The following is an 18,431-nucleotide window of genomic DNA, read 5'->3' on the forward strand; positions in this document are numbered from 1 at the left end:
GCTCTCTGCAAAAAGAGACCGCCCAATCCGCATTGCTCGCGAATGGCACGGCCTCTTTTCACCTTTGCTCACTGTTTACTTTGCGGCTGTGACTTTTTCTTGTTCTGTCTTCTTCACCGCTTCCTTCTTACTGCCTTTTTTCTGGCTTTGTTCGAAGGCGAGCAAGATGGCTTCCTGACGTCTCATCCCCGATTTTTCCAGTTCTTCGATCGTCAATACGATTTGCTTGTAATCTTTTGGAATCACTTTGACGAACTTGCTTACCGTCTGCTCCCATTGCTCAAGCAATCTTTGCGCTTTTGGACTGCCGGTATAAGCGACGTGGTTTTGCAGCAGGGCTTTTACCTCTGCGATGTCGCGCTGTTCCGTCAACTTCTCGATCAGCACCATTTCTTTGTTGCACAGTTTTTCAAATTGGGATTCATCCTCTACCAGCACATACGCTGTACCGCCGGACATCCCTGCCGCGAAGTTTTTGCCAACGGAACCGAGGATCACGACACGTCCGCCAGTCATGTATTCACAGCCGTGGTTGCCAACACCTTCCACTACAGCGGTTACACCACTGTTGCGTACGCAGAAGCGCTCTCCTGCGACCCCATTGATATAGGCTTCGCCTGCTGTCGCTCCATAGAATGCAACGTTCCCAATAATAATGTTGTCCTCTGGTGCAAACGTGGCATTTTCTTTTGGAGATACGATGATTTTTCCGCCGGACAAACCTTTGCCGACATAATCGTTGGCGTCGCCGTTCAATTGAATCGTGATTCCTCTCGGTACGAATGCCCCCAAGCTTTGGCCAGCAGATCCTGCCAGCTGCAGACGAATCGTATCTTCAGGAAGTCCATGCTGTCCGTAGCGCTTGGTCACTTCGCTTCCCAGAATGGTCCCTGTTACACGATGAATATTGCTGATCGGCAGGGAAACCTCTACAGGTATCTGTTTCTCGATCGCCGGTTTGCAAAGCTTCAACAGGGTGGTCCGATCCAGCGTCTCATCCAGCTTGTGGTCTTGCGGATGCTGATAGAATGTCCCCACATCCTCTGCCACTTTTGGTTGATACAGGAGTGCGGAAAGATCCAGATGCTTCGCTTTCCAATGCTCCTTCGCCTTTTGATTCATGGTCAACACCTGGCTTTGACCGATCATTTCCTCGATCGTATGGAAACCGAGCTCCGCCATGATCTCGCGAACTTCCCGGGCTACGAAGCGCATGAAATTCACGGTATGCTGCGGATCCCCTTTGAACTTTTTGCGCAGATCCGGATTTTGTGTCGCAACCCCGACCGGGCAAGTATCCAGGTGACATACGCGAGCCATCACACAACCGATGGAGACCAACGGTGCGGTAGCAAACCCGAACTCTTCTGCTCCCAGCAGAGCTGCCACGACTACATCACGCCCGGTCAGCATTTTTCCGTCTGTTTCTACAACTACGCGGTCGCGCAGCTGATTCAACAGCAATGTCTGATGGGTTTCAGCCAGCCCCAGCTCCCAAGGCATGCCGGCATGCTTGATGCTCGATTTTGGCGATGCCCCTGTACCGCCATCATGTCCGCTGATGACGATGACATCGGCTAGGCCCTTCGCCACTCCGGCTGCAATCGTGCCAACACCGGCTTTCGATACCAACTTCACGCTGATGCGTGCCTTTGGATTGGCGTTTTTCAAGTCAAAGATCAACTGAGCTAAATCTTCAATCGAGTAAATGTCATGATGCGGCGGAGGGGAAATCAGCCCTACCCCAGGGGTCGAACCGCGAACCTCGGCAACCCAAGGATATACTTTGTTTCCTGGCAGCTGTCCGCCTTCGCCCGGTTTTGCGCCTTGCGCCATTTTGATTTGGATTTCTGTCGCGTTCACCAAGTAGTGACTGGATACGCCGAATCTTCCAGAAGCGACTTGTTTGATCGCGCTGCGGCGTGAATCGCCATTTTCATCTATCTGGTAGCGCTGCGGATCTTCTCCGCCTTCACCGCTGTTGCTCTTCGCACCCAGACGATTCATCGCGATTGCCAGTGTCTCGTGCGCTTCTTTACTGAGTGAACCGTATGACATCGCACCGGTTTTAAAACGGTGTACGATCGAGTCAACCGATTCTACCTCACTCAACGGGATCGGTTTGCGGTCAGATTTGAAATCGAGCAAGTGACGCAAGAAGACGAACTTCTCTTCATTCACCAGCTGAGAATATTGCTTATATTGTTCATAATCCCCTTCACGGACAGCTTTTTGCAGCGCATGAACGGTTTTCGGGTTGAACAGGTGGTACTCGCCGTCTCTTCTGAATTGGAAGTCGCTTCCAGGCTCCAACTTCTCCTCTTGCTGATCTGCTGCAAATGCTTTCTGATGGCGCATCAGTGTTTCCTCCGCAATGACCTGGAGGGTAATCCCGCCAATTTGCGAAGAGGTACGGGTAAAGTAACGATCGATCACAGACTGATCAATGCCCACCGCTTCGAAGATTTGTGCGCCGCGGTAGCTTTGGATGGTCGAAATGCCCATTTTGGACATGACCTTGACGACACCTTCCACAGCTGTTTGCAGGTAGATTCCTGTCGCAGCCTCCAGCGATGTATCCTTGATTTGCTCCGCTTCGATTAACGCTTGAATCGTATCTAGCGCCAAATACGGATTGACAGCATCTGCTCCGTACCCAATCAGCATGGCGAACTGGTGCACATCGCGCGGTTCTCCCGATTCCAGCAGCAAACTAGCTTTTGTCCGTGTACCCTCACGCACCAGATGATGATGGAGACCGCTTACGGCAAGCAAGGCTGGGATGGCTGCCTGCTGTCCGCTCATGTCACGATCGGACAGGATCAACAAGCTGTAGCCTTCCGCAATAGCGAGATCCGCTGCGGCAAACAATTCATCCAATGCTGCGGCGAGTTCCTCTTCTCCTCCCCCCGCCGGGAACAAGATCGGCAGTGTTTTCGCCTGGAATTTCTCTTCATTATGGTGGCGAAGGGCTGCCAATTGCTGATTGGAGAGCAAGGGAGACTGCAAGCGGATGCGGTGGCAATTGCTTGCATCCGGCTCCAACAAGTTGCCTTCCGCCCCGAGGAAGGAAAGCGTCGACGTTACGCATGCTTCGCGAAGTGCGTCAATTGGCGGGTTGGTCACCTGCGCAAACGACTGTTTGAAATAGTTGTAGAGCAGCTGGGAACGATCAGATAACACCGCGAGCGGCATATCAATCCCCATGGAACCAATTGGATCCTTGTGCTCAACCACCATGGGAGTAATGATTTTTCCAACCTCTTCCTGTGTATAGCCAAACGCTTTTTGCCATGCCAGCAGCTTCTCACCTTCCAGCGCAGCCGGAGCTTTGCTCTCAGGGAAATCCGCGAGAGTGACCACATTTTCTTTTACCCATTCCTGATACGGCTGTTCAGTGGCGATACGCTGCTTGATCTCTTGATCAGAGACGATTCGCCCTTCTTCCAGGTCAACCAAGAGCATTCGTCCTGGGCTCAACCGTCCTTTTTGCACGATTTTCTCTTCTGGAACCTCCAGTACACCTACCTCAGACGAGAAGATGATGGTATCATCGGAGGTAACATAGTATCGAGCGGGACGCAAGCCATTGCGGTCCAGAATCGCCCCGATTTGTTTGCCGTCGGTGAACGATATCGCGGTCGGTCCGTCCCATGGCTCCATTAGGCTGCTGTGGTATTCATAAAACGCCTTTTTGGCTTCATCGATCTGTTCATCCTGATCCCATGGTTCAGGAATCAGCATCATGGCTACATGCGGCAGCGAGCGGCCAGCGAGCGTGAAAAACTCGACGCAGTTATCCAAGATTGCGGAGTCACTGCCCTGCATATCGATAACCGGCAGCACTTTTTCCAGATCCGCGCCAAACGCTTTGGATTGGAACATCTTTTCCCGAGCCGTCATCCAGTTGATGTTGCCCTGCAGCGTATTGATCTCCCCGTTGTGAATCAGATAGCGGTTCGGATGCGCACGCTCCCAGGTCGGAAATGTATTCGTGCTAAAGCGAGAGTGTACAACGGAAAACACGGAGGCAAACGTTGGATCCTGCAAATCCAGATAGTAGGCATCCAATTGCCCCGGTGTTAATAATCCTTTAAATACGATGGTGCGGCTGGACATCGATGCGGCATAGAAGCCCTCTGTCGCGATTCGCTCCATCTGCTTGCGGATCACATACAGCTTGCGTTCGAAGGCAAGGGAATCGGTATGCTCTGCACTTGCCCCGATAAATACCTGGCGGATAAACGGTTGGCTGGCACGCGCTGTTTTGCCCAGCTTGGTTTCATCCGTAGGCACGGTTCTCCAGCCGAGAAGCTGTTGGCCTTCTGCCTGCACAATCGCTTCCAGTTGTTTTTCGTATTGAGAGCGGAGTGCTTCGTCCTGCGGCAGAAACAGCATGCCGACTCCGTATCTGCCCTGTGCCGGAAGGGAGATGTTCAACTCCGCACAAGCTTTGACAAAAAATGCATGCGGAAGCTGTGTCAAAATCCCTGCACCATCACCAGTTTCCGGGTCACTTCCCTGACCTCCGCGGTGCTCAAGCTGGCAGAGGATTTGCAATCCGTCTTTCACGATCTGGTGTGTCGCCTGTAACTTCAAATTGGCAATAAATCCGATCCCGCAAGCATCGTGTTCAAACATGGGATCATAGAGGCCTTGCTTCGTTGGAAGTCCTTTCATGGTCATGGTATCCACTCCTTCTCTCTCTATCGATTCTAAACAACCGGTCTTTTTTGAATATTCCGTCTCAAAAGCTTAAACATTTGCTCTCCCCCCACATCCATGTGAGAGGTTTTTCGCCACAAAAATGTTCTTCGCTATAGTTAACATTTTAGATTGGTCAATTCATACAAACAATATATAATTTGTGTAAGAACAATCGCAAAACGAGATGAATTGGGAATGGGGGGATCAGCATGGAGCTTCGCCAGCTGCAATACTTTATTGAAGTGGCCACCAGAGAGCACGTAACAGAAGCGTCGCATGTGCTTCATGTGGCCCAATCCGCCATCAGCCGGCAAATCGCCAATCTGGAGTCCGAGCTTGGCGTCCAGCTTTTTATCCGCGAAGGACGAAACGTCAAGCTTACGGTGGTCGGAAAGATCTTTCTGGAGCATGCCAAGATGGCGATCAACGAAATTGACAAAGCCAAACAAAAAATAGAGGAGTTTCTCGATCCGGAGCATGGGACCATCCGCGTCGGCTTCGCCAGCAGTCTGGCTGCGAATCCTCTGCCTACAGTCATATCCGCCTTCCGCGCCCGGTATCCGGATATCGGTTTTCAATTGAAGCAAGGATCGTACAAGCATCTGATCGAGTGGGTCATTAACGGGGAGATCGATATCGCTTTTCTCGGTCCCGTCCCTACGCATGTGAAGGAGGTCAAGAGCCAGATCTTTTTTGCGGAAAATATCATGGCGCTGCTGCCAACCAAGCATCCGCTGGCCGAACAGCCCTCAATTCGTCTGAGCCAGCTGCAAAATGATACGTTCGTCCTCTTCCCGCCGGATTTTATTCTGCGCGAAATCGTAGTGAACGCCTGTGCGCAGGTCGGTTACAAGCCAAAAGTTTCCTTTGAAGGCGAAGACATCGATGCGATCAAGGGACTAGTGGCCGCCGGACTAGGCGTGACTCTGCTGCCGGAGGTTACCTTAACGGACAATATGCCCCGTGGAACGGTAAAGCTGCCGATCAGTGAACCGAATGTGACCCGCACCGTAGGGATAATCAGTCCGAACAATCGCGAGCTGCCCCCTTCGGAGAAGTTGTTTTATGATTTTCTGAAGGAGTTCTTCCAAGTATTGAATAAGTTTAGTTATTAAAGAAAAAGAAAAATGACATCCGCGGCGATGTCATTTTTTTATGGGTTTCTCAACTGGTAGCGTGAAATCTGTGATCCATTCTCCCCGCAATCTATCTTATGTAGCCCACTACGTGATTTACCTTCTCAAGGTCCTGTGGCTGAATCTTCAATGTCGCTTGTGGCAGCCCAGTGCCCCCATACACATAGCGAAATCGGTATAACTCTCTATCTATAATCGTCGGAATGTTTGGATTCACCAACGATACACTTCCAATCTTGCAGCCCGTCACCTGCTCTACTTCTGAAGGTATTGCTAGTTTGATGTCTTGAATCTGCAATAGCTCCTTCAGTGTATCAAACGCGACACGTCCGTAATCACCGGAAATGATCAACGCATAATAGCCTTTTTCTGTCCTTAACAGAAGTGTTGGGGCAGTTTGTCCAATATGAATACCAAAAAACGCAGCACCTTCCTGAGCTGTATGAATGGGCTTACCATGTTCGATAATTTCATAATCAATTTGTTGATTCACTAGAATTGACAGCAATGCGTCCATTGCCTACCCTCTTTCCAAAAAGGAATTTTTCGATACACGCTAATAAAACGATTCGACTTATTCAAAGAGTTTCCTTTTTCTGGTATACCAGTATTTCTGCCCGATTCATTGCGAAAGAACGATTTTTGTGTCTGTATCATGTACGGTATCAGACTACAGCAAACCCCGGCCCAATCCAATACCATATAGTATTTAGACCTCTGGATGATAAAGGGGAATCCTGCGGCATGAAAAAACAAAAGAAAATTATCATCGGGATTGCTTTTAACTCAAAAAAGCTAAAATACAACCGCAAAAAGAGATTTTCAGCACGGTGGATTCAAAAACGGATGAGCATTTTTATGCGGTATACCCGAAGGAGTTTGCAAAAACAGAGCAATCAAGATTTTGAAGCTCTCGTGGAGTATGAGGACCGTTCTCGAAAGACAATAAAAAAAGAGCTGGCCAAGTACAGAAAATTTCCGAAAAATATCAAATTTATCCCTAAGAGCATGTATCAAACATGCATCAGGAAACGACTGAACGGTTATCGTTATTTATATTTGGTCCGTTTGGATTCCGACGATTTGTACCGGAAAAGCTATATTCAACAGCTCAAAAATCATCACGCAGGAAAGGGAATTTCAGCCATTATTAACCAATACGGCTATATGTATGACACGAAAAAGAAGTGGATCGCACCGATGTACGCAAAATCGCCAGCATTTTATACCTTAATCTATAAGGTAAAAGATTATTTGAAAGGGAAACGGTATCGACTTCCCGGTGGACATCCCGCGGTCATTCGCCTGCGTCACGATAAACTGCGGCTCCGCAACTATGTTCACATCATCCACACAGGGAATACGACAAGCAAGTTTCGTTCGAAGCGGAATAAAACCATAGACACAACACGTATCGTGAAACATCCTCGTCAAGTGAATCGGATCCTTTCTTCATTCATGTGAGAAAAGTCAATGAAAAGCCGCCCATACAAGAATTGGGCTTGTTCAGGATCGATGGCAAGTCAGAAATCGCAACAGTTTCCGTGTGGTCTTTCCCTCGACCTGAAAAAAGAGCTCCCCCATTTTGGAGGAGCTCTTTGCAAGCGATGAAACTTTCAAATTATCCTTATTGAAACGACTCGCTGCGGTATACCTCTTTCCCTTCAAAAAGGGTCCACAGTACCTTCGTTTTGTTAATTTCCGATGCTGGAATCTTGAACAGGTTTTTGTCCAATACAACCAGATCCGCTTTTTTGCCTACTTCGAGCGAGCCCGTGATGTCATCTACGAAGTTGGCATAGGCTCCGTTAATCGTAAAGCTCGCGATCATGTCATCGAGCGTCGCTCTTTCGCTTGGATTGGCGACATCTGCCAAATCCGTTTTCCCTTCTTCGATGCGGGTCACTCCTTGCTGGATGCCATAGAGCGGTCCAAACTCTTGGGTGACAATATAGTCGCTGCCGGAAGCCATTACGACACCCGCATTGATCAAGCTCTTCATCGGATACTCTTTGTCTGCGCGTTCCTTGCCCAGGTAAGGCACTTCAATTTCTTCATAAAAGCCTGGCTCCTTCAAAAACCAGAAAGGCTGTGGAACCCCTACCGCCCCGAGTTTTTTAAAGCGCTCAATATCTGCAGGATTCAGCAGCTGCAGGTGAACGACCGAGTGGCGGGAATCTCTTTTTCCGTTTGCTTTCTCGGCATATTCAAATCCATCCAGCGTGATTCGTGTGGCAGCATCGCCGATGGAGTGCACATGCAGCTGGAATCCTTCTTTGTCTGCAGCTGCAGCCGTTTCGTTATAGACTTGCGGATCCCAGATCAATTGTCCATTGGTTTCTTTATGCTGATAGGGCTCCTCCAAATATCCGGTCGCGCCTTCCACGACACCGTCCAGGAACACTTTCACCGCGTTGATTTGAAAATGAGGTCCTTTGTTTTCTTCACGAAGCTTGACAAACTGAGCAATTTGCTCGGCACCTTTGGTCGGATCGGCTGTAATCGCATTGCGGAAGCGTACGGTCAGCTTGTCTTGTTCAGACAGCTGTTGATAGGCTTCCAGCACATTTGGATAGCGCAGCAAGTCGGGGTCACGGGCTGTCGTCACTCCCCGCTCCGCCGCCAGCTCCTGATAGCTTTGAATGCCGTTCATATATTGCTCCACGGTCAACCCTGGAATTTTCTTCAACACCAGATCCATCGCTTTTTCGCGGAGCGTTCCGGAAGGCTCACCCGTCACAGGGTCGCGCTCGATTACTCCGCCCTCTGGGTTCGCGGTGTCCTTCTTGATTCCAGCCAATTCGAGGGCTTTGGAGTTCACCCAGAGTGAATGGCCATCATCTGATGTTAATGCGACCGGGATATCTTTTACGATTTCATCCAGCGCTTCCTTTCTCGGCCCGATTCCCGTCGCGACGGAATTGGTCCAGCCTCTGCCCTGGATGGCGACTTCATGCGGATGCTCGGAGACAAAGCTTTTGACGACCTCCTGATATTCCGCGATGCTGCCTGCGTAAAAAAGATCCACGGTGTAGATGAGACCCGTTGTTTTCGATGCATGGGTATGACTGTCTACAAAGCCGGGAAGCACCATCTTCCCTTGCAGATCGACGACCTTCGTTTTCGGTCCCGTATAAGACTTCACACCTTCCTGGGAACCAACATAAATGATGGTGTCCCCTTTTACCGCGATGCTCTCCGCCCAGCTTCTGTTTTTATCTACGGTGTAGATGGCGCCGTTTTGCAAAATCAGGTCGGCTGCTTCCGCTGTTTTTCCGACATCTGCCGTTTGCCCATACACCGATGCTGGAGCAAGCAGAGAAGCTATGAGTGCAATGCTTGCCAGTTTTTTGATGAACATCTTGCCCCCCCTTTTTTGTAAATCTGTATAAAAATACATAACTTTTTCATCATAATAAACAAGCAGACAATTGGCAATTCTTTTCAGAAAAACTTGGCAGCACCAAGTTTTTGGCGGAGCCTAGCGGTTCTTATGTCGATGAGAATATTCTCATTTCCTATCGACCATAAAAAAGATCAGAGCGAAATGACTCTGATCTCTTTTATCTGCCATCTTTACAGGTTCAGATCGGTATACTTGAAGTAAGCCCCACCCAGCGGGAAGATGATGAAGTCTTTCACCTTATCGTTTTTGATATAAGGGTTGCCGCGGAAGTTGATCGGAGCCAAAGGCATTTCTTCCATGAGCAGGGTTTCCGCCTGCAGCAGAATATCCTTGCGCTTTGCCAAGTCAGGCTCGTGGTAGCTCTTGTCGATCAGCTCTTTGAAGGTCGGGTTCTCCCAGTTCGGATGGTTGTTTCCTCCTGTTTTGTCACGGAACATTTCGAGGAAGTTGATCGGATCGTTGAAGTCGGCTCCCCACTGGAAGCGGATCAGATCAAAATTTCCTTGGGAGCGCATCTCCTGATATACCTTCAGCTCTGCAGTATACAGATCTACTTCCACGCCGAGATTTTTCCGCCACTGATCCTGCAGGGCTTCTGCCATCTTTTTGTTGACATCGGTGCTGTCAAAGGTGTACGTCACTTTCGGGAACTTCGAAATCCCCAGTTCCTTCATACCTTCAGCCAGCAGCTGCTTCGCTTTTTCCGTATCTTCCTTAAAGTAGCCGTCCTGGTTTAGTCCCATCGAGGTGGGTACCCATCCGTAGGCGGCAGGTACGCCGGTTTGCAGGATGTTGTCAATCAGCGATTTGCGATCGATCGCGTACGCAAAAGCCTGGCGGATCTTTTTATTGGAGAACGGCGGTTTTTCGGTATTGAACACGACGGATTGCGTACCAGGGTTATCCGCTACCATCAGTTTGCCTTCGTCCTTCAGCTTCTGAATCGCGTCTGGAGGCAATGTGGAGGCCGGATATCCGCCCCAATCGAGGTCGCCGTTTTCAAACATCGAGAGTGCCGTGTTGTTGTCATCGATCATGGAAATCTCGATGCGATCCAGTTTGACGTTGTCTTTATCCCAGTAATTCGGATTTTTGACGAACACGATCTTGCTCTTATGCTCCCACGTTTCCATGTTGAAAGGTCCATTTCCGACGATGGTTTTCGCTTCTGCCGCCCACTTGGGATTGCTTTCCAGTGTCTTTTGATGGAGCGGGAACAGCGTCGGGAAGAACGTCAGCTCACGGAAAAATGGGGTTGGCGCTTTTAGCTGGAATTCTACCGTATAGTCGTCCAGCGCCTTCACCCCGACTTCATCAGCCGTCCCTTTACCCGTGTTATATTCCTCTCCGCCTTTTATGTAATAGAGCTGATATGCGTATTCCGAAGCCGTTTTCGGATCGAGATTGCGCTTGATCGCGTAGACAAAGTCATGGGCCGTCACCGGATCACCGTTGCTCCACTTCGCCTCTTTGCGGATTTTAAACGTATATTTCGTATAGTCAGGTGTATTCTCGAAGCTCTCCGCGGTGGCGTTTACCAATTCTCCCTTTAAGTCGTAGCTGGTAAGACCTTCAAAACAGGCGTAAATCATGTCGAATGAATCTGCGTCTACCGCGATACCCGGATCGAGCGATGGCGGTTCGCTGTTGATGCTCCAGTGCAGTACCTTTGGCGCAGTCGATGCTGCTGGCTGGTTAGCTGCAGGCGCCCCCTGCTCCCCCGTCGTGTTTCCCTGGGTGTTGGTACTACAGCCTACCAGTCCACCAAGGCTAAGCGTCAGACAGGTCATTACGGCAATCGCCTTTTTCACAAACATCCCTCCTTATTTTTCAGAAAAGTTTATCAAATATTCGGATGATATACTACTAAATTTTATAAATATGCAAAAAATCTGCTACTCCTTGAATATAAGGAATAACAGATTGATACATGCAGGGTGTTCACTATTCACTTTTCAGATATGTGCAGAACCAATCATCCGCCAACTTCGTCAACACATCCATATGTTCAAGAAAGCGATGCGTCGCCCCTTCAATGACTTCCAGTTTCGACTCTGGAGAAAGCAATGCCATGGCTCTTTGCGATCGTTCCAATAACAGCAGCTCCTCTTCGTCGCCGGGGTGATTTCCATGGATGATCAGAACGGGACAGCGAACCGGCTTTAACAGTTCCTGTTGATGAATCTGTTCAAAATCCAGCAGCATCTGCTGATCAATCCGGATTTGCTTTCGCGGCCCTGTCTCTTTTTCCACGGTCAGGTATCCACGCTCATGCAATTCTTGCAGCTGCTCAGGACGAAAGTATTCCTCCCAATTGTAGTGCATGGCATCGGTTAACGCGCCGGACAGCACCATCGTAACAATGTCAGGCCGATAGCATTTGAGACAGATCAGACTGCCCAGGCTGTGACCGTAGAGGGCGATTTTCTCAAACCCTCTCGCTTTCGCATAGTCGATGACCGCCTGTAAATCATCCACTTCCCGTTCGACCGAAATACGTTCATCATCACTTTCACCACAGCCGCTAAAATCAAAGGTCAGCACATGAAATCCCGAACGTACAAATGCGCTCGCTAACCGGTCGAACCTGCCGTTTAACGATTTGTCAGACGTAAAGCCATGAGCCATGATAATGATAGAGCCCGACGAGGAAGGATAAAGATGCCCTACCAGCTTCTTTTTTCGTGAATTTACAATGACAATCCGTTCCATCCCGCATTCCCTTCTCTCTACATCAGCAATAATGGCAAGAGCCGCGCTGCTTTCCAAGCGCTTCGGCGTTTTCCGGATACGGAAAGCCTTTGTGACCGAAAAGCGCCGCAACCGTATCTTCTTCGGCATCCGTCATTTCAAAAAAGACGATGGCAGTGAAATCTCCAGGCATCGGAATCGGCTGATTCGCTGCCTCGGCGACATAGGCAATCCCGAGCTGATCCAGCTGTGCGAGCACCCCCATGATATGCGTTCCTGGAACCTTGTAGTATCTCGTTTTTTTCATCGAAAACACCTCTTCCCATGATTCACGCGCGCAACCCTCGCGGCAGTACAAGATAACTGTACCCATACGAAGCGAGGAATGACACCAAAAACAATAGAAAAACGGCCGATCCGGCGCCGGACAACCAGGCCATAATGCTGATCAGCAGCCCTTGAATCAACAGCAAAACTCCGCATACCCATTGGAAAGATCGCTTCTGTCCCTCCACATTGATGGGAAAAAGAATCCGCCCATTCCCCTTTCGCTGCCGTTTCCAGATCCCTTTGATCTGACTGGCCGTCATGAGCAGGATCATCACGATTACAGCCGCTTTTGCCGTCAGATCTGGAAAGAGAACGGCCAAGAGCCCGCCAATCACCAGCAGCCGTACATAGATTCCGAGATAATCCGCAGAACGGAGGAACATCCGCAAAAACAAGATCCGCCCTGCATTTGCTTGTGCGTAGGGTACAACACGGACAAAAGGAGAGAGCCAGCGTCTGCTCTGTCCACGACTGCCCACTTGCGGAATATCGGTGAATTGATTGACAAAGCGATAAAATTTCCGCCGCTGCCTATTCTCTATCTCCAGTAAGCGATACCATTGATAGGGATATTGTTTGCGAATTCGGTTGAGCTGGATCGAAAAGCCTATCAGAAAAACGGTTCCGAACAAGCCCGCCAATGACCAACCGCCAATGCGGAGAAACTCCCCTGCAGTAAATACCCAAGCGAGGATCAGGAACGAAAACAAATATCGCGCCAAGGCATAAGATGTGAGACTCCTTTGCTCTGGAAGCTTTAGCAGAATCCAGCTGCTGTGGACATTCCAACCTTTGAGGATAATAGGTACAAGCCAATAAAACCAGAGCTGTACACTGTCACTCTGCATGTTTGCTTGATAGACAGGGAAGAAAAGCAGGAGCAACAGGAACAAAAAGATACTTTGCACCATCCAATTATACCTTCTCGTTTTCCGAAAATAAGCTTCCATCCTATGCTCTAACGGTGTCAGGAAAAGGAGATCCGCTTCAAGCAAGAAGGTCCGATGCGGAGTCCTCGTGACCAGCAAGGATACCACAAACGCAAGCGCATAGGGCACGGGAAACCAGGGAGGAATGGCGGCAATCAGGTCCCTGTAGTAAAGGGCGATAAGTCCCCCAAGGAAGATCGCAATGAATAGCATGCCCCCATTCGCCATGTATTGGGAATAGCGAATAAACTCCCGGGAAAATCGTGCATAGCGGTCTTCGAAGAGCGCGTCCAGATCCGTTTTCACTTGTCTTCAGCCTCCACGACATGCAAATAAATATCGTCCAGGGAATGGTGAGAAAAACCAGTTTGCTGACGCAGCTCTTCCAACGTCCCTTGCATCTTGATTTCACCTTTATGGATGATGATAAAACGGTCACAGTATCTTTCTGCGGTCGCTAAAATATGTGTAGACATGAGGATCCCTGCCCCTTGCTCCTTGCATTTTTCCAGCCATGTCAATAAAGAACGAATGCCTAACGGATCCAATCCTAATATCGGTTCATCTACAATGAACAGACGCGGCTCCACCAAAAGGGCCATCATGATCATCAGCTTTTGTCTCATCCCTTTGGAAAACTGGTGAGGAAAACGGTCTTTCATCTCTTCCATACGGAATTCTTGCAGCAGCGGTTTGACCCTCTCCAAAAATAACTGCCGCTCCACTCCATGGGTCATCGCCATAAGCTCCAAATGCTCCCACAAGCTCAGCTCCTCATAATAGATCGGAGATTCGGGGATATAGCCATACGAGAGTCGGTAGGTATCCGGATTCGAAGCAAATGTTTGCCCGGCAATCTGAATGCTTCCTTCTCTCGGCTGCAGCAGCCCTAAAATATGCTTAATGGTCGTACTTTTCCCCGCCCCATTCAACCCGATTAGTGCCACAATTTCTTTTTCGTGTATGTCAAACGTGATATTTTTGATCACCGTCTGGCTGGAGGTATACCCGCCTGTCACTCCGTTGACTTCCAAAATCTTATTCATAATACTCCCTCTATGTTTACATAATATATTTTATGTGAATTTAGTTTGCAATTCGGCTGCTTGCAACATTCGCAGCCGAAAACGATCAGTCATACTTCTCGTCTTCCTCTCTGATTTTCCCATCCACGATCAAATCCAGCTCTGTCTCAAAATTCAGGTATAATTCTGCAGGCAAGGCCTCGGTTATCTCAATGATATCTGGCAGTTCCAGGGCATCTTCTACAGTTGATGGCCGATTATCCAATCGATTAAACCACATCCGTACCTCTTCCATCAGTTTATAGAAAGACGCTTCGAATTGATTCGCCTCGTCCTCCGCTTCCTCTTCGCTGCTCCCTTTCATTTTGTTCCAGTGATGAAGCGTTGTTTTCAATGCTTGTTCCACAGCCTCGAGCACTTTCATCTCTTCCTTTCTTTCCCATTCGCCTTTCGTTTAAAAATGACCCCCGCCTACATGATCGGGAGTCCGATGGTTTGTTTCATACATATACATGTTCAAGGACAAGGGGTGACAACGCTTTTGTCTCGTCCACATAAATAAAGGCATCATACCGGTCTGACAAGCGGGTGGGCACATAATTTCCCCGTTCATACCGCGGATGATACACGACGCCGATCGCGCGATGACCGATCACTTTCCGGTAGATGTCTTGCCCGGATGAGAACAAAATCACCTTATTCTCCGGTCCTGCCAGATGAAGATAGTCCTCCCAGCTATGTCGAGCGGCAGGCGGAACCTGCATTTCTTCTAACGGAGCGCCCCATTCCCGGGCTGCAATGACCGTGCCTCGATGCGTACCGAAGCCGACGATGTATACTTCATCCTTTTCATGCTGTTCGCGCAGCAGCTGGCCGACATTGATCTCGCCTTCCTCGACCATATCGGTAGCTCGTGCATCCCCTACGTGCGTATTGTGCTCCCAGATGATCGCCTTCGCTTCATTGCCGTGAAAATTCATCAGCCGGTGCGCGACCTCGACCATATGGGTATCGCGGATATTCCATGAATCCGGACCGCCTTTTACCATGGCACGGTAGTATCGTTCAGCATGCAAGGCTACGAGTGAATTGATCTCCAGGTTCAGTTCGGACTCCGGATCTTCGGCGGAGGTGCTGCGTTTCTTTTGCAGCTCCACTAGCAACTGCACCACTTCCTCCTCACAATCGGTAGAGAAAAAAGATGCGGATATGCCATACTCATGACCATCCCGCTCGAATGGTTCAAAGCAGCTAAATACCTTCTTGGCTGTTTCCAGCTCCGGAGATCCCGTCTTGGTCAGATGCTGGATCACTTCGTCAATGGATTCCCACAGGCTGTACATGTCCAGGCCGTAAAACCCGACTCTTTTCTCAACCGGCAGCTCCGCGTTATACGCCTTCAGCCATTCTGCCAGCTCCACAATCTCCCGGTTGGCCCACATCCAGGTTGGCCACCGATTGAACGCCCTCATCACATCGTAGACATTCGTTTCTTGGGAATAGCCTTTGACGTATCTATTTAAAGCATAACAGGATGGCCAGTCTCCTTCCACTGCGATAAACGAAAAACCTTTCTCCTGAATGAGTTTTTTCGAAATTTCACTGCGGATTGTATAGAATTCCGATGTTCCGTGTGTAGCTTCCCCGAGCAGGACATATTTGGCGTTTCCCACCTGATTGAATATGGGCTCTGCGTTGAATTCGCGAAACGGTATCGCATCCGATCTGATCTGTTCCAACAAAGATGACTCAGGCAATCTTATCTCTTCCTTTCCGGTAAAAATCATCCTTTCCAGATTAGCATGCAACAAAAATGCAACCACATTCGATTTATCTCCTCTTGCCGAATAAAAAAAGCTGCATCCCCCATGCGATTTCGGGATGCAGCGATATTCAAGGAAGGCCGATTTACCATTTACGTAGTGAGGCTGGATTGGTGTTCCGCTGCTTCATTTTTAGCTTGCAGCCATGTGAGAATTTCTTCATTTCCCATCGGCTTTCCATAGAAATAGCCTTGCATGACGTAACAGCCTAACTGCGTTAAAAATTCGATGTGCTCTTCATTCTCCACACCTTCTGCGATGACATCCAATTTCAGATTTTCCGCCATTAAGACAATCGCGTGTATGATGGCGCGCTTTCCAGGCGTGTCCAAATCTTGGGTAAACAACCGGTCCAATTTCAATGCGTCAATCGGGATGCGATCGAGTAAGCCGATCGAAGAATATCCCGTACCGAAGTCGTCCATCGAGACTCGCACTCCCAATTTCCGTATGCTCTCAAGCTGTCTGATGATGTCATTTATATCATAAAACACCATGGATTCTGTTATTTCAAGCTCAAGAAAATGGGGGTCCAGCTTTACTTTTTCCAGGACCTCTTGCACCCATTCCAACAGATTGCTGGTTTGAAACAATCGGACAGAGAGGTTGACGGACACGGGCTGCATGATTCCTTGTTCCTTCCAAGCTTTGCATTGAACGCAAGCTTCCTCGAGCACCCACCTCGTCATCGGCACGACTAATCCCGTCTCTTCCGCAATCGGGATAAATTCTGCGGGAGAAACCAGGCCGAGCCGTGGATGCTGCCAGCGGATCAACGCCTCAAATCCGAACAGTTGGTTCGTTTTTACGTTCCATTTCGGCTGATAGACGATGAAAAACTGTTTTTGCTCGATTGCCCGCTGCAAATCCTTCTCCAATTCCATTTTCCGGACCTCTTGCACGCCCATGTCTTCTGTATATACGCAATATTGATTTTTCCCCAAACCTTTGGCCCGATACATAGCGGTATCCGCTTGTTTCAGCAAGACAGATCGGTCGGATTCCTGGATGGAACCGATACTGATGCCTATGCTTCCTGTAATGTATAATTCGTTTCCTTCGATTCTGTAGACGTTTTTCACACGCTGCAAGATTTGTTGGGCCAACTGTTCCGCACGCGCTTGGGTGCAATGCTTCACGATGAACAAAAATTCATCCCCACCAATGCGGAAGGCCTGCTGATCGACTTGAAGAAACTCGCGCAGCCGTGTTCCCACTTCTTGAACCAAAAGATCGCCAACATTATGCCCAAGCGTGTCATTGATTGCCTTGAATTGATCCAAGTCGAGGAATAAGACACCGATGCTTTCATTGCCGATATGGGTATCGAAAAACCGATTCATTTCGTTACGATTCGGCAATCCGGTGATAGTATCCTGATAGGCCATCTTTTCCAATACATGGCGGTCAAAAAACATGGCTCCCCACGATACCATCAAGATAATGAAAATGGTGACCGTCACACCGTAAAGGAGAAAAAAGTCAATGGATGCCTCTCCGCCCATCATACCGTGTTGAGCGTGAAAATTAGCCGCTTTCATCCCGGTATAATGCATCCCGCAAATGGCAAAACCCATGATTACGGCGGACAACCATTTCATCCAACTTGCCGAGGTTTGATTCCGAAAGCGCAAAAACAAAAATAGCGCGGCATAAGAAGCCACAAAAGCGATCAAGGCGGATAGCGCCCATAAGGTTTTGTCATAAGTTACATCAAGGGGCATAATCATCGCAGCCATCCCCATATAATGCATCGTGACAATCCCACTCCCCATGATAAAGCCGCCGATGGCAATCTTATACCAGTTGATGTTTTTTGGCATGGTAATATAGAAGGCTATAAAGGAAGAAATCACGCTGGCCAGCATGGACAGCAAGGTCAGCCAGATATCATACTTCACGTTCGCATGCAGGTGAAACGCAAGCATCCCGACAAAATGCATGGACCATACGCCATTCCCCATGACAAACGCACCAGCCAGCAGCCAAAAAAACCTGGTTTTCCCTTGGGAATGAGAAATTTTAGCCGTGATGCTTAATGCTGAATATGAAGCCAAAATCGCAATCACTGCTGAGAGAGCAACAATATATAAGTTGTATTCACCTTCTATATTCACTATATTCTACTCCAATCTCTCATGATGATATGTAGAGGATCACTATACGTGAAAAGTTCGAACGGGACAATTTTTTTGCAACGTAACATGGCTTTTCCGAAAAAGTTGTATCGCCTGCCCAGCTTCTGCTTAGCTTGTTTTGAACGCCATAACACTTGCATTTCAACTGAACAGAACAGCACTTTACATTGTATCATGATAGACTCTACAATAACTTGACAAAATTCGATGCATATTCGACAAAATCCCATCATATTTTCACTTGAC

General features: G+C 48.7%; 13 protein-coding genes. 2 read left to right on the forward strand and 11 right to left on the reverse strand.

What is annotated here, in order from left to right:
* Positions 1–75: 75 nt before the first annotated feature.
* Positions 76–4,686: a glutamate synthase large subunit gene (gene gltB / locus EIZ37_RS13345; protein ID WP_134685102.1), complete on the reverse strand. Its 4,611-nt coding sequence runs from the start codon at positions 4,684–4,686 to the stop codon at positions 76–78.
* 230 nt (positions 4,687–4,916) lie between these two features.
* On the opposite strand from gltB, the gene EIZ37_RS13350 reads away from it, so the two are divergent.
* Positions 4,917–5,822, forward strand: coding sequence for a LysR family transcriptional regulator (locus tag EIZ37_RS13350; RefSeq protein ID WP_134685103.1), 906 nt, complete (start codon positions 4,917–4,919; stop codon positions 5,820–5,822).
* Between the two features lie 91 nt (positions 5,823–5,913).
* Here the strand turns inward: EIZ37_RS13350 and EIZ37_RS13355 are convergent, their stop codons facing one another.
* Complete coding sequence (locus EIZ37_RS13355) at positions 5,914–6,360, reverse strand: aminoacyl-tRNA deacylase (RefSeq protein ID WP_134685104.1); 447 nt, start codon at positions 6,358–6,360, stop codon at positions 5,914–5,916.
* 227 nt (positions 6,361–6,587) lie between these two features.
* On the opposite strand from EIZ37_RS13355, the gene EIZ37_RS13360 reads away from it, so the two are divergent.
* Positions 6,588–7,307: a glycosyltransferase gene (locus EIZ37_RS13360; protein ID WP_167568849.1), complete on the forward strand. Its 720-nt coding sequence runs from the start codon at positions 6,588–6,590 to the stop codon at positions 7,305–7,307.
* 163 nt (positions 7,308–7,470) lie between these two features.
* On the opposite strand, the gene EIZ37_RS13365 is transcribed toward EIZ37_RS13360, so the two are convergent.
* From EIZ37_RS13365 to EIZ37_RS13405, 9 genes are all read right to left on the reverse strand, one after another.
* Positions 7,471–9,204, reverse strand: a complete 1,734-nt coding sequence (locus EIZ37_RS13365) for an amidohydrolase (RefSeq protein ID WP_134685106.1) — start codon at positions 9,202–9,204, stop codon at positions 7,471–7,473.
* Between the two features lie 215 nt (positions 9,205–9,419).
* Positions 9,420–11,060, reverse strand: coding sequence for a peptide ABC transporter substrate-binding protein (locus EIZ37_RS13370; RefSeq protein WP_134685107.1), 1,641 nt, complete (start codon positions 11,058–11,060; stop codon positions 9,420–9,422).
* Between the two features lie 133 nt (positions 11,061–11,193).
* Positions 11,194–11,961, reverse strand: coding sequence for an alpha/beta hydrolase (locus tag EIZ37_RS13375; RefSeq protein WP_167568853.1), 768 nt, complete (start codon positions 11,959–11,961; stop codon positions 11,194–11,196).
* A 22-nt stretch (positions 11,962–11,983) separates the two neighbouring features.
* Complete coding sequence (locus tag EIZ37_RS13380) at positions 11,984–12,247, reverse strand: hypothetical protein (RefSeq protein WP_134685109.1); 264 nt, start codon at positions 12,245–12,247, stop codon at positions 11,984–11,986.
* Positions 12,248–12,269: 22 nt separating this feature from the next.
* Entirely contained in the window at positions 12,270–13,505 is a 1,236-nt protein-coding gene (locus EIZ37_RS13385; protein ID WP_134685110.1) for an ABC transporter permease, read from the reverse strand.
* Positions 13,502–14,245, reverse strand: coding sequence for an ABC transporter ATP-binding protein (locus EIZ37_RS13390; RefSeq protein WP_134685111.1), 744 nt, complete (start codon positions 14,243–14,245; stop codon positions 13,502–13,504). Before EIZ37_RS13390 ends, EIZ37_RS13385 begins: the two co-directional genes overlap by 4 nt.
* Positions 14,246–14,330: 85 nt before the next feature.
* On the reverse strand, positions 14,331–14,642 hold the full coding sequence (locus tag EIZ37_RS13395; RefSeq protein ID WP_134685178.1) for a hypothetical protein: 312 nt from the start codon (positions 14,640–14,642) through the stop codon (positions 14,331–14,333).
* A gap of 82 nt (positions 14,643–14,724) precedes the next feature.
* Positions 14,725–16,047 carry an erythromycin esterase family protein gene (locus EIZ37_RS13400; protein ID WP_235828012.1) on the reverse strand — a complete coding sequence of 441 codons (1,323 nt, stop codon included), beginning with the start codon at positions 16,045–16,047 and terminating at the stop codon, positions 14,725–14,727.
* A gap of 92 nt (positions 16,048–16,139) precedes the next feature.
* Positions 16,140–18,158: a bifunctional diguanylate cyclase/phosphodiesterase gene (locus tag EIZ37_RS13405; protein ID WP_134685180.1), complete on the reverse strand. Its 2,019-nt coding sequence runs from the start codon at positions 18,156–18,158 to the stop codon at positions 16,140–16,142.
* Between the last annotated feature and the right edge of the window lie 273 nt (positions 18,159–18,431).

The organism is Brevibacillus migulae, from assembly GCF_004521915.1.
GTDB lineage: Bacteria > Bacillota > Bacilli > Brevibacillales > Brevibacillaceae > Brevibacillus_F > Brevibacillus_F migulae.